We start from the raw sequence: 10,995 nt of genomic DNA, 5'->3' as shown, positions 1-10,995 counted from the left end.
GAAGGAGTGAGCATGAGTTTCGGGGCAATCATCATCGGTGACGAGATCCTGTCGGGGAAACGCGTTGACCGGCACTTTGCGAAAATCGCCGAACTGCTGTCGGTGCGTGGTTTGCGCCTGGCGTGGGCCGAATATCTGGGCGACGAACGCGCACGCATCACGGCGACGCTGCAGCGCAGCCTGGCTGCCGGGGACGTGGTCTTTTGTTTCGGAGGCATCGGCAACACGCCCGACGACCACACCCGGCAAGCGGCGGCGGCGGCGCTCTCCGTCGATCTGGTCCTGCATCCCGATGCGGAGCACGAAATCCGCGCCCGCTTTGGCGCCGAGATCACCGACGTTCGCCTGCTCCTGGGCACCTTCCCGCGCGGTGTAGAGATCATTCCGAACCCGTTCAACCGCATTCCCGGATTTCGCGTACGCGATCACCACTTCCTGCCGGGCTTTCCGCAAATGGCGCATCCGATGGCCGAATGGGTGCTCGATACTTTCTACGCGCCTTTGTTCGCCCCGCAGGCTTGCGTGGACAAGGCATTCTTGCTCACTGGAGCGAATGCCTATGAGAGTGCGCTGCTCGATCTGATGGAGCGAATCGTCGCCGACTTTCCTGCCTTGCGGCTGTACAGCCTGCCGTCGATGTCCGACGAGGGGCAGCGACGTTATCTTGAACTCGGGGTCGAAGGGGCTCCGCCACTCGTTGACGCAGCCATGGAGTCGATACGGCAAGAGGTAGAGAGGCGGGGCATCCGTTGGCAATGGCGGGCCTGATCCTGTAAACGAACAAACCCCGGCCGTAGCCGGGGTTTGCGGAAGTCAGGTGCCAGGGGGCGGATTACTTCTTCGGGGTCAGGGCGGCAGCAGCCTGAGCGGTGGCGTTGGTAGCCGCCTTGACATTGGTGTCGACGATGTCGGTCATCTGCTTGGCCATCTGCGAGATGTTTTCAAAGGCCGTGCTCGAAGCCGTCATCATCTGCTTCATCGCTGCGCCGAAGACATCGCTCGAGATCGGGTTGGCAACACCGACCTTGTCGATCAGGCCGGAAGCGTTGTGCCGCATGGTGCTGTACTGATCTTCCATCACCGAGGTGATTTCGCGCTGCATGTTGGCTGCCAGATCGTAGAGGCTGCGGGAGTACTCCATCAGCTTGTCGACGTTGGGGCGGGCCAGAGAACCGGCGATGTTGCTCAGCTCTTTTGGATCCTTGACGCCCAGCAGTTGTTGCGCACCGCTGGCAGTGCTGTTGAACAGCTCGCGGCTGGCGGCGAGGTTGAGTGCTGACAATTGTTCGAGACCGTGGAAGGCCGTGCGGACCAGCGTCATCATGACTTGGGCGTTGGCTTTCTGGCTCTGGGCGAGTTGTTCGAGGTCGATGGTGCTCATGGAGTTCTCCGTGAATGGCAATGGTAAGGCGTATGCAGGATGCTAACAGGCCTATTTCTTGGCGGCTGCAGCGGCGGTGCCAACTGCCTTGACGGTGGCGTTGGTTGCTGCGGCGACGTTCGTTTCTGCAATATCAGCCACCTGCTTGGCAGCCTTGTTCATGCTGTCAAAAGCGGAGGTCGCTGCGGCGATCGCCGACTTGACGGCGTTAACCGCAACATCTGAGCCAGCGGGGGCATTCTTGGTTGCCTTTTCGAGCAGACCGAGAACCTGCTTCTGGAAGTCACTGAATTGTGCTTCGAGAAGTTTCGAGATCTCTTCCTTCGATTGCGCCGAGATTTCATAGACGCTGCGGGAATAGGCCACGGCCTTTTCGAGGCCGGGTTGTGCCAGCGAACTCTGCAGCGAGAAAAACTCCTGCGGGTCCTTGGCACCAAGCATCGCCTTGGCGTTGGCAACGCCATCCTCGAGCATCGAACGGGCGGTATTCAGGTTGAGCGCAGCAATGCGCTCGGCACTGGCCAGCGCGGTATTGGCAAGGGTCAGCATCGCATCAACGGAAGCTTTGTTGGCGGCGGCGAATTGTTCTGGGGTGTTGAACATGGTCAATCTCCTCGATTAAAGTGGGGGCACAACACAACATGTGCAATGGTTAACTCACCGATCGCCGCGCCATTCCGCTTGACGATCTTTTTGCTGCACTGCACCATGCGTTGCATTATAGACTTTCGTTGAGCCATGTCAAGCATTTTGTTGCGCCGCACCAAAATGGCCGGGGTTTCTTTTGACACGGTCCTTCGTGCCATGTGGCAGCTCGCTTCAGTCGGCTCTGGGGCTGATTTTTGCAGCGGGTTTGAGGGTCAGGGGCTCGCTCTTCTTGTCCGCTGGAGAGGGCTCTACGTTCTTGGCTTTGGGCTGGATGATTGCGCGCACGCGTGCCTGCCCTGTGCCGGTGGCGCTTTTGCTGGTGCCGCCAGCGGTGGTGACCAGGTATTTTTCGTTGAGTGCATCATAGGAGATGTACGCCCCCTTGACCTCGTCCAGGCCGTTGCGGACCCAGGCGCGAACAAAAAACTGCGTGATCTCGCTGCGTGCATCGTATTCGATGCGCTCGGCCTCGCCTTCGGTGAATTCATCGACGCCCTCCCGCTTCTGCCTGAAATGCGCAAGCCCGTTGGCACCACCAGTGGCGACGGCTTTCTGGAAGCCATCGGCGTCCTGGGTAACCACCAGGCGACTGGTGCGAAGCTCCATGCTGCCCTGGATCAGGACCGCATTACCCTCGAGAATCTTGACGTTTTTGATGTCATCGATGCTCAGGCGGTCCCCTTCCAGGTGGATCGGCTTGTCGCGGTCCGCGCGCTCGGCTTGCGCCGGCAGGGAAAGAGCGAGCAGGAGGCTGCTCGCGCAGGCACCGTAATGGATCTTGTTCATGTCAGAGGTTTCTTCCTGGCGAAATGGCTTTCGATTTGTCCGGTGACCGCGGATTCCAGCAGGTAAGTCTGCAACTTGTTGTTGACCTGCATGCCGACACCTTGCACCCAGGAGTTGGTCTGGGTGATCAGCACTCTGCTCTTGGTGAAAGCCCTTTCCTCGTCGGTCAGCACCGTCAACTCGGACATCGTGGCCACCAGTGGCCCGTCTTTGGCGGTCGCGGCACGGTGTATCTCGACCTGTTCCCAAAGCTCGATTCGCTCGGCTTGCGAACTCGTATGGCCATGCACCGAGTGGATGCTTACTGGCGGTCGCTTGGGGTCCAGGTAGATCAGCGTCGGCTTGAGCAGGTCGGTGGTATCATCGTCAGGGTAGTGACGAATCTCGTCAGCGGTCAGTATGTACAGCAGGTTTCCTGCGGTATCGAGCTTGCGCCCCCGTACATCGCTGATGATGTAGTCGGGATCGTGACGATTCCTGCCGTCATTGCGCACTTCCGGGAACTCGGTGACGTAGCGCAGCCAGGTAGTCAGGGCGACCAGAACGAGCAGAATACTCAGCGGCAGCAGCGCGCTACTCCACTTCCTCATCGGCCGGTCATCGTCAGATACGGTGCCAGCGCGGCAGCCAGCTTGTCTTGCGCATCGAGAATGAACTCACAGGCTTCGCGTACTGCACCGCGGCCGCCGTGACGTGCGGTGGTGAGCGCTGCATAACGCTGTACCAGCACATGACTATCGCCCGGCGTCGCAGAGAAAGCACATGCGGTCATCACCGGCAGGTCGAGCACATCGTCGCCCATGTAACCGGCATCATCGGCAGCGAGTCCGAGTTCGGCAAGTAGCGAACGCATGCAATCGAGCTTGTTGTCGACCGCCTGATAGAGGTGCTGGATGCCCAGGTCCTGCGCTCGCAGCTCGACGCAGCGAGCACGCCGGCCGGTGATGATGGCGACCCTGATCCCGGCCTGCTGCAGCATTTTCAGGCCAAGCCCGTCGAGCGTGTTGAAGGCCTTGATCTCGATCCCGGAGTCGCTGTAGAACAAGGAACCGTCGCTGAGTACCCCGTCGACGTCAAAAGCCATCAGTTTGATCCGGCGCGCGCGCGCCCTGGCGTCGTCGTGTTCGGAATCGTCTGGCATCAGATGACCTTGGCCTTGAAGAGGTCGTGCATATTGAGTGCGCCGACGACAATGCCCATCCCGTCGACCACGGGCAACTGGTTGATCTTGTGCTGCTCCATCATCTCGACAGCTTCCACAGCGAGCCGATCGGGACCGATCAAACGCGGCTCTCGCCCCATGATGTCGCTTGCCGACAGGGTGCGCAGGTCCAGGTTCATGGCGAAGGCACGCCGCAGGTCGCCGTCGGTGACGACGCCGATCACCCGTCGTTCGGGGCTGAGCACGGCGGTCATGCCGATGCCGCCGCGTGACATCTCACGAATGGCATCAGGCAGGCTGGTGCCGGCAAGCACTGTCGGAATGGCCGAACCGACGCGCATCACGTCGCGCACATGCGTCAGAAGGCGACGACCGAGCGAGCCGCCAGGGTGGGAACGGGCAAAGTCTTCCGGGCCAAAACCGCGCGAATCGAGCAGGGCTACCGCCAGCGCGTCGCCGAGGGCGAGGGCGGCGGTGGTACTGGCGGTCGGTGCGAGATTGAGCGGGCACGCTTCCTGCGCAACTGCGGCATCCAGGTGCACATCGGCTTCGATCGCCAGTGACGACTGCGCATTGCCGGTCATGCTGATCAGCCTGGCACCCTGACGCTTGATGCTCGGCAAGATGGCCAGCAACTCTGCGCTCTCGCCGGAATTGGAAAGCGCAATCAGTACGTCGTCGCGGGTAATCATCCCGAGGTCGCCATGGCTGGCCTCGGCCGGATGAACGAAAAAGGCGGGGGTGCCGGTGCTGGCCAGGGTCGAAGCGATCTTGCGTCCGACATGACCGGACTTGCCCATGCCGCTGACGATCACGCGCCCATGGCAATTGAGAATCAGCAGCAGTGCCTGCATGAAGTCGCCATCGATGCGGTCGACCAGCGCCAGTACGGCGTCGGCTTCTATGTGCAGAACCTGGCGGGCCAGGTCGAGCGCTTTCGGCGAGGGCTGTATTGGGCTCATGAGGTTGTAGTGGTGATCATGGGGCGAGTATAGCAGAAGCCCTTGGAGCACTCATCCCGAGCCGGCAGTACGGTGTGATCGCATTCGCCGGGCGACGATCCCTGCTCAGAAGGCGGCGCAGACCGTATACGGGGTGCCATCCTGGATGGCTTGGGTCGCCACGGCTGCAGTGCCGCGAGCGGCACCATTCGTTACCGCCTGGACCGATCCGCCAGCGGTATTGCCGTCGTCCATGGTGGTATCGATCTGTTTGACATGGCGGCCGAGGATGCTATCCGAGCAAACAAAAAACGAGCCACGCATGCCGGAAATGTATGGCGTCGGAACGCCGGCACTGTCGGTAATCACTCCCTCGATACCGATGAAACCGCCATCGGCATTGGTCGGGCGGTAATCGGCAGCAGCAGTTGCCGTGGGGCCTGTGGCCAGATTGGCGAAGCGAACGTGCTGCCAGAGCATGAAGCTCTCACTGTTGACGGTGGTCGCATTCCATGCGCCGTCGATGCGACCGTTGTTCGGTACGCAGCTACCGGCAGTTATCGTGCATTGAATCGCGGTATTGGCGCCAAAAGCATCCGTCAGTTGCGTCTGATTCTGGTCGCCCGGGAAGGCCTTGAAACGATCCTGGTAGGCATAGATCAGGGTCGAAACGGTGCGAAAGTCATTGATCAGATTTTTCACCTTGGCGCTGTTGATCAACTCCTGTCCCTTCAGCACCCCGCCGAGCAGCAGGCCGATGATGACGAGTACAATGGCAATCTCTACGAGAGTAAAGCCTGACTGTTGTTTGCTTGGCTGGTTCATGTCATTCTCCGGCGACTGTCGAATATGGTGTTCCATTCAAAGCACGTTTCGTGCCCGCGTTGGTGCCCGCGTTGGTGCCCGCGTTGGTGCCCGCGTTGGTGCCCGGATATGTGCCGGGAAAGTACCGGCGATTTGTCCGCCAGGGTCTTTGGACCTGTCGGTTTTTCGACACCCCTGACCAGAGTTGGACTGATTCCAGGCTTGCGAATCGGGCCGCCGGCAGTCGGCAGGAGCGCTGCATGACCCTGCTCCAGCGCATGGGTGGCGCTTTGCGTCAGCGCCAGCGCTGGCTTTTGATTTCCTTGCTGGGGGTGTTGCACCTGGCGCTGGTCGCCGGGGCCAATACGACGATCGGTTTGCCGTGCTGGCTGATGAGTGTCGGACTGTTCATTCTCTGGCAACCATTCACTTACGCCGAACGAAGTGTCGATTTGAGCGGGCTGGCGGTGCTTGCCCTGGTGCTCGGCTGCGGCGTCGCCTGGTACGGCTGGTGGCTGTTGATCGTCTGGGTGGTCATGCTGGCTGCCCTGGTCGGCGGGCGGGTGATGTTCATCGATCATCGACCGACCCGTATATTCTACCTGGTCGCCTTTGCCTACCTGCTGGCCGCGCTGCTGCTCTGGCTGGTACCCCAGGTGGTACCCAATGCCGCCTTGACCGGTCCGGCGCTGGATCGCGAATTCGCCTGGGGAATGCCTCTGTTCTTGCTGGTGATGTTGTTGCTGCTGCCACTCTCGCGGGAAAGCGATCGGCCCGGCGGCAGGATGATCGACCTGTTCTACAGCCTGTTCATCTTTCTGTTGATTGCCGTCCTGATCCTCGGTAGTCTGTCTTTCATGCTGATGCGCCAGTCCGGGTATCTCGAGGCGGTACTCAACGCCTTGATCTCGATTGCCCTGCTGCTGTTGCTGATCGGCTGGACCTGGAATACGCGGCCCGGCTTCACCGGTATTGGCGTCTTCTTTTCGCGCTATCTGTTGAGCATCGGCCTGCCGTTTGAAGCGTGGCTACATCGCCTGACGACCCTGGCCGGCAACGAAAGTGAGCCGGACCAGTTCCTGGCAAAGGCTCTCGCGGAGATGCTCGATCTACCGTGGGTCGATGGTGGCAGCTGGACTGCCGGAGCGCGCAGCGGCGCCTTTGGCAGGGAGTCGCGCTTTCATCATGATTTTTCGGGACAAGCCCTGCAACTCACGCTGTACACTCGCCACAAGCTGAGTCCGGCGCTGGTCTGGCATTTTCATCTGCTGGCGCAACTCGCCAACGAACACTACATCGCCAAGTTGCGCGCTCGCGAGTTGCAGCAGGTGAGCTATCTGCGTGCGATCCATGAAACCGGCGCTCGCCTCACGCATGATGTGAAGAACCTGTTGCAATCGCTGAGCAATCTGTGTTACTTGGCACAAACGATGAATGGCCAGGATGGCCGGCTCGATCGCTTGTTGCAGCACCAGTTGCCACAGATCACACAACGCCTGCAGCAGACCCTGGCCAAGCTCCAGAAGCCACAAACCGAGGTGGGTGGCGTCCTGCCACTTGCGATGTGGTGGCAGATCCAGCAGCAGCGTTACGCCACTTCGCCAGTCATTTTCCTTGCCAGAGACCTGGACCCCGATGCCTTGCTGCCGGCTGCGCTTTTCGACAGCGTTACCGACAATCTGTTGCAGAACGCGCTGCAGAAGGCGCAAGCGGATGGCTCTGTGCAGGTGCGCGTCGCGATCAACACCGACGCCTCGGTATTGCGCATCTGCGATACCGGCAGTGCGCTTGACCCGAGCCTTCTTGGCGATCTGCTGCGCGCGCCCGTGCCCTCCGAGAACGGTCTTGGGGTCGGGCTCTATCACGCGGCTCGACAGGCGGAAAGCTGCGGCTACGAATTGCGACTGGCAAGCAATGTCCCGGGCCAGGTGTGCTTCGAGTTGCAGCGACTGCGGCCGGGCATGCCAGCCGTTTAAACGCTTCCTGCGGTGCGGCGGCCGATCAGGCGATGCACGACCATGTTTCCTTTGCCCTTCAGATAGATGGTCCGGGGTTCCTGAAAAGTGAAGCTCTGCTGCAGGCGTCGATAGGTTCGCTCATCGACCTGGACCATGCCGGGAATGCCCTCGGTGGTCACCCGGCTGGCGATGTTCACCGTGTCACCCCAGAGGTCGTAGATGAATTTCTTCTTGCCGACGACGCCGGCAACCACCGGGCCGGTACCGATGCCGATGCGCAGTTCGAGATGCATCTCGTTGATACTGAAGTCATGGCGAAGCAGATTGCACATTTCCAGCGCCATATCGGCCAAGGCCTCGGCTGGATTGCCGACCGCAGCGTCGAGACCGGCGGCGACCATATAGGCATCACCAATGGTTTTGATCTTTTCGAGGCCATACTTTTCGGCGAGTTCGTCAAAGCAGGAGAAGATTTTGTTCAACATGGCGAAGACCTGTTGGGGGGTCAGACCTTCGGCAACGCGGGTGAAGCTCACGATGTCGGCGAACATCACCGAGACTTCGGCAAAGCCATCCGCAATCGTCTGGTCGCTGTTCTTCAGGCGCCTGGCGATCGGCGCGGGAAGGATGTTCAGGAGGAGGCGTTCGGAGCGATCCTGTTCGCTTTGCAGCAGTCGGTGGGCTTCCTGCAGGCGTTGCTGGGCCCGGTGCTTTTCGGAATCCGAGTAGCGAAGCAGCAGAAAGACAATGGTCGATACGGCCGCAAAGTTGAGGGCGAAGAAGAATGCGGTGGTCTGCAGCGGCACTTTGTGCTGCGTCACACTCAGCGAGTCGGCGAGGTAGTAGTCGAAGGCGCCAGAAAGCGCAGTGAGAAATACATAGGCAAAAAACCAGGCCCCCGACTCTCTCGGGCCAATGAACAGTACCGCGCCGATCGGTGCCAGCAAGGCCCAGAGGCTGATGCCGCTGGCGGTGATGAAACTGCCGATGCTCCATTGCGCGACGAAGGGTGTGAACAGGAACAGCGACAACTGGATCCAGCGGAAGGCATTGAAGTTGAGCGTTTTCAGGTAAATGAGCAGATTGCCGACGAGCAGCAACTGCAAGGCAAAAGACAGGTTGGAAGGGAACCGGGGTCCGAGTTGCCAGTAGAGAAACAGCCAGACGACCGAGGCCAGGCAGATCAGACCAGTTGCAAAAAACAGCAGGGACTTCTGCAGACGCAGTTCTTCATTGTCGGTGTCAGCGATGCCGGCGTTGCGCAGCCGGTCAAGAAAGGTCCGGCCGGCAGTCATCAAGGCAGTTTGCCGGCAGTGATCATGCGGTTGAAGAGGACACCAGGGGAGATCCACACGACTTCATCGTCGTAAGTGGCAGTCGGTGCCGCTCGTTTGACAAACTCCTTCGCAACGGAAGCGTCCGACCATGTGCCTGTAGACGTGATCAAGACCCGGTTTTCGAGTTCATCCACATCGCTGCCTGCGGGTAACTGTGTTCCTTCTGCGGTGAAGGCTGCGTTGCCATTCTTGCCGTGCGAGATCACGACTGCCGGTACGGCGGTGGCGACAGCGATGCCGCCGGCTGAAGACGAGACCTTGATGTCGCCGGTGGACGAGAGTTTGAATAGGGGCAGGGGAGGGGCGTTGCTGAATTCCGGGGTCACCCGGTAGCTATAGCGCCGTCCCCAGGCGTCTTTTTCTGCCACTCCCAGTGTTGCCCATGGCAACACCCCGGCAGGATTGACGCAGGCGCCGGCATTGCGGGCGCCGGCAAGTCCGGCATTGGGACTGCCGCTGGCGATGGTCGGTAGAGCTGGGCAGGGGAAGTAACCGTTGACGGCGACATAGCCCAGCAGCGCCTCACGGATCTCGGCCATGGCTGCCTTGGTGTCATTGCTGTTGCGCATCTCGATCTGCGACGACAAGGGTAGCAGCAGCCCGCCGATCAGGATAGAGATGATGACCAGGACGACTGCCAGTTCGGTCAAAGTGAATCCTTGCCTAGTCGGAGTCTGGCAGGGCAAGCTATTCATGGCAGGCACCTGACGAGATCGGTACTCGGGCTGGCCGCGTTGAAATTCCCTGTGCTGCCGCTGAAGCTTGTCGAAGACGCATTGGGTACATTGAACGAAGTGAGGTTGTTGCCTTCCAGGTAGTTGTTCTTGTCCGCCTTTTCGGTTGCCGTGTTGCGAATCTGGCCGACCGTCTTGCGGCCGCCGAAAATCAGGACTCGGCTGCAAATCTGCGAAGACGGCAAGCCGTTGATCGTGATCTGCGACGGCGGAGAGAGTTGCGCAAGAAACAGCATCTCTTTCCAACTGTTACAGAAGTCGTCATCCGGGGCAAAGCTGCTGCAGCTGAGTTTGTCGGTGCCCTTGCTGCCAGTCACATCGATGCTTCGCAAGTGGTTCTGGAATGCTGGATCGTCGAGCAGCCTGCCGATGGCATCGCTGAAGTCGTTGCGGCGGATCAAGGGCTTGAAGATGTCGTCAACCGTGATGTAGAGAAACAGGTCATTGTAGTGGTCGCTGTCGGCGATCACGAAACGCTTGTTGTTGGTATTCGGGGCAAGCCTGTGGTTCGTGCTGCCGGCAAAGTAGTTGACTTGAGCGCTGGTGGACTCAGTGGCATTGAAGGAATCGAGATAATTGCGGGCGTCGTAGTTGCCCCCGCATTCGGTATAGATGGGATCGGCCAGCGCACGGTTCTGGCCGTCGAGCGCCTGCCCTGGAGCCACCAGCAGCGCGGCAAGGTTAGTAGCAATGAGATTTCCGTTGCTGTCGATGATGTCGATCTGCCCTGCTGTGTCCCAATTCATTGCGTCCGTCTTGGGGACGATCTTGAAACGCCCTGAAACTACATACCATAGACATTCTTGCTGCGCATCACGAAGGGGCGGAGAGGCCAGTTGGCCGGTTTTGGTTTTCCAGGGAAATTTTCCGATTACCGAGAGATCTTTCTGGTTGCCCAGGAAGCTGGGTGAAGGGCCGCCCTCAGCCGGCACCCAACCGACTCCGGAATCGAGATCGGCACCCAGGTCGGGCAAGCGCAGATATCCTGCATCGCTGACAGGTGAGCGCGAGATTGCATCGCCGATCAGGGCGTCTCTTGCCTCTGCCATTGCTGCCAAAGCACTCTGCGTACGCCCCATCCTGACCTGGAATGTGCTGAGTTGACCGAGAAACAGGTACATCCCCCAAAGAGTCAGCAGGGTCAGCATTGCCAGCATGGCGACGCCACGCTGGCGCTGCCGGTAAACTGCCCTGCCGGCACCTGGCCGACTCGCCAGCATGCGCGACCGCCAGTCGATCATCGC

The 10,995-nt window shown here is 60.0% G+C and carries 12 protein-coding genes; 2 read left to right on the top strand and 10 right to left on the bottom strand.

Annotated features, from left to right (window positions below):
• Positions 1-12 precede the first annotated feature (12 nt).
• The gene (locus V5B59_RS11150) at positions 13-768 is read left to right on the top strand and encodes a competence/damage-inducible protein A (RefSeq protein WP_034915787.1); all 756 of its coding nucleotides are present in this window, start codon (positions 13-15) and stop codon (positions 766-768) included.
• A 64-nt stretch (positions 769-832) separates the two neighbouring features.
• Here V5B59_RS11150 and V5B59_RS11145 read toward each other — a convergent pair whose 3' ends face one another.
• The 7 genes from V5B59_RS11145 to V5B59_RS11115 all read right to left on the bottom strand — a co-directional run bounded on the left by V5B59_RS11145 (position 833) and on the right by V5B59_RS11115 (position 5,743).
• The gene (locus V5B59_RS11145) at positions 833-1,381 is read right to left on the bottom strand and encodes a phasin family protein (RefSeq protein ID WP_034915789.1); all 549 of its coding nucleotides are present in this window, start codon (positions 1,379-1,381) and stop codon (positions 833-835) included.
• Between the two features lie 51 nt (positions 1,382-1,432).
• The gene (locus tag V5B59_RS11140; protein WP_211203356.1) at positions 1,433-1,984 is read right to left on the bottom strand and encodes a phasin family protein; all 552 of its coding nucleotides are present in this window, start codon (positions 1,982-1,984) and stop codon (positions 1,433-1,435) included.
• Positions 1,985-2,200: 216 nt separating this feature from the next.
• Complete coding sequence (lptA, locus tag V5B59_RS11135) at positions 2,201-2,815, bottom strand: lipopolysaccharide transport periplasmic protein LptA (protein ID WP_169070001.1); 615 nt, start codon at positions 2,813-2,815, stop codon at positions 2,201-2,203.
• On the bottom strand, positions 2,812-3,405 hold the full coding sequence (gene lptC / locus V5B59_RS11130; protein ID WP_034915799.1) for an LPS export ABC transporter periplasmic protein LptC: 594 nt from the start codon (positions 3,403-3,405) through the stop codon (positions 2,812-2,814). The genes lptA and lptC overlap by 4 nt, the downstream gene beginning before the upstream one ends.
• Positions 3,402-3,956 carry a KdsC family phosphatase gene (locus V5B59_RS11125; protein WP_169070000.1) on the bottom strand — a complete coding sequence of 185 codons (555 nt, stop codon included), beginning with the start codon at positions 3,954-3,956 and terminating at the stop codon, positions 3,402-3,404. The genes lptC and V5B59_RS11125 overlap by 4 nt, the downstream gene beginning before the upstream one ends.
• Positions 3,956-4,939, bottom strand: a complete 984-nt coding sequence (locus tag V5B59_RS11120) for a KpsF/GutQ family sugar-phosphate isomerase (protein ID WP_169069999.1) — start codon at positions 4,937-4,939, stop codon at positions 3,956-3,958. The genes V5B59_RS11125 and V5B59_RS11120 overlap by 1 nt, the downstream gene beginning before the upstream one ends.
• Before the next feature lie 105 nt (positions 4,940-5,044).
• Positions 5,045-5,743, bottom strand: a complete 699-nt coding sequence (locus tag V5B59_RS11115) for a prepilin-type N-terminal cleavage/methylation domain-containing protein (RefSeq protein WP_034917772.1) — start codon at positions 5,741-5,743, stop codon at positions 5,045-5,047.
• A gap of 239 nt (positions 5,744-5,982) precedes the next feature.
• Here V5B59_RS11115 and V5B59_RS11110 point away from each other — a divergent pair, with 239 nt between their 5' ends.
• The gene (locus V5B59_RS11110) at positions 5,983-7,698 is read left to right on the top strand and encodes an ATP-binding protein (RefSeq protein WP_169069998.1); all 1,716 of its coding nucleotides are present in this window, start codon (positions 5,983-5,985) and stop codon (positions 7,696-7,698) included.
• Here V5B59_RS11110 and V5B59_RS11105 read toward each other — a convergent pair.
• From V5B59_RS11105 to V5B59_RS11095, 3 genes are read right to left on the bottom strand one after another with little or no spacing between them, the layout of a single operon-like run.
• Entirely contained in the window at positions 7,695-8,975 is a 1,281-nt protein-coding gene (locus tag V5B59_RS11105; protein WP_034917768.1) for an adenylate/guanylate cyclase domain-containing protein, read from the bottom strand. The genes V5B59_RS11110 and V5B59_RS11105 overlap by 4 nt on opposite strands.
• Positions 8,975-9,712, bottom strand: a complete 738-nt coding sequence (locus V5B59_RS11100) for a prepilin-type N-terminal cleavage/methylation domain-containing protein (protein ID WP_034917766.1) — start codon at positions 9,710-9,712, stop codon at positions 8,975-8,977. The genes V5B59_RS11105 and V5B59_RS11100 overlap by 1 nt, the downstream gene beginning before the upstream one ends.
• Complete coding sequence (locus V5B59_RS11095; RefSeq protein WP_169069997.1) at positions 9,709-10,908, bottom strand: hypothetical protein; 1,200 nt, start codon at positions 10,906-10,908, stop codon at positions 9,709-9,711. Before V5B59_RS11095 ends, V5B59_RS11100 begins: the two co-directional genes overlap by 4 nt.
• Between the last annotated feature and the right edge of the window lie 87 nt (positions 10,909-10,995).

Origin of the sequence: Candidatus Accumulibacter contiguus (assembly GCF_036625285.1) — a bacterium.
Classification (GTDB): Bacteria; Pseudomonadota; Gammaproteobacteria; order Burkholderiales; family Rhodocyclaceae; genus Accumulibacter; species Accumulibacter contiguus.
This window is presented reverse-complemented; position numbering and strand designations above follow the sequence as displayed.

What these genes read in the sequence shown, in the direction of transcription:
- V5B59_RS11125 (WP_169070000.1), bottom strand. Translation starts at nt 3,956, where the DNA reads ATGCCAGACGATTCCGAACACGACGACGCCAGGGCGCGCGCGCGCCGG.
- V5B59_RS11105 (WP_034917768.1), bottom strand. Translation starts at nt 8,975, where the DNA reads ATGACTGCCGGCCGGACCTTTCTTGACCGGCTGCGCAACGCCGGCATC.
- V5B59_RS11140 (WP_211203356.1), bottom strand. Translation starts at nt 1,984, where the DNA reads ATGTTCAACACCCCAGAACAATTCGCCGCCGCCAACAAAGCTTCCGTT.
- V5B59_RS11115 (WP_034917772.1), bottom strand. Translation starts at nt 5,743, where the DNA reads ATGAACCAGCCAAGCAAACAACAGTCAGGCTTTACTCTCGTAGAGATT.
- V5B59_RS11150 (WP_034915787.1), top strand. Translation starts at nt 13, where the DNA reads ATGAGTTTCGGGGCAATCATCATCGGTGACGAGATCCTGTCGGGGAAA.
- lptA (WP_169070001.1), bottom strand. Translation starts at nt 2,815, where the DNA reads ATGAACAAGATCCATTACGGTGCCTGCGCGAGCAGCCTCCTGCTCGCT.
- V5B59_RS11095 (WP_169069997.1), bottom strand. Translation starts at nt 10,908, where the DNA reads ATGCTGGCAATGCTGACCCTGCTGACTCTTTGGGGGATGTACCTGTTT.
- V5B59_RS11110 (WP_169069998.1), top strand. Translation starts at nt 5,983, where the DNA reads ATGACCCTGCTCCAGCGCATGGGTGGCGCTTTGCGTCAGCGCCAGCGC.
- V5B59_RS11100 (WP_034917766.1), bottom strand. Translation starts at nt 9,712, where the DNA reads ATGAATAGCTTGCCCTGCCAGACTCCGACTAGGCAAGGATTCACTTTG.
- V5B59_RS11145 (WP_034915789.1), bottom strand. Translation starts at nt 1,381, where the DNA reads ATGAGCACCATCGACCTCGAACAACTCGCCCAGAGCCAGAAAGCCAAC.
- lptC (WP_034915799.1), bottom strand. Translation starts at nt 3,405, where the DNA reads ATGAGGAAGTGGAGTAGCGCGCTGCTGCCGCTGAGTATTCTGCTCGTT.
- V5B59_RS11120 (WP_169069999.1), bottom strand. Translation starts at nt 4,939, where the DNA reads ATGAGCCCAATACAGCCCTCGCCGAAAGCGCTCGACCTGGCCCGCCAG.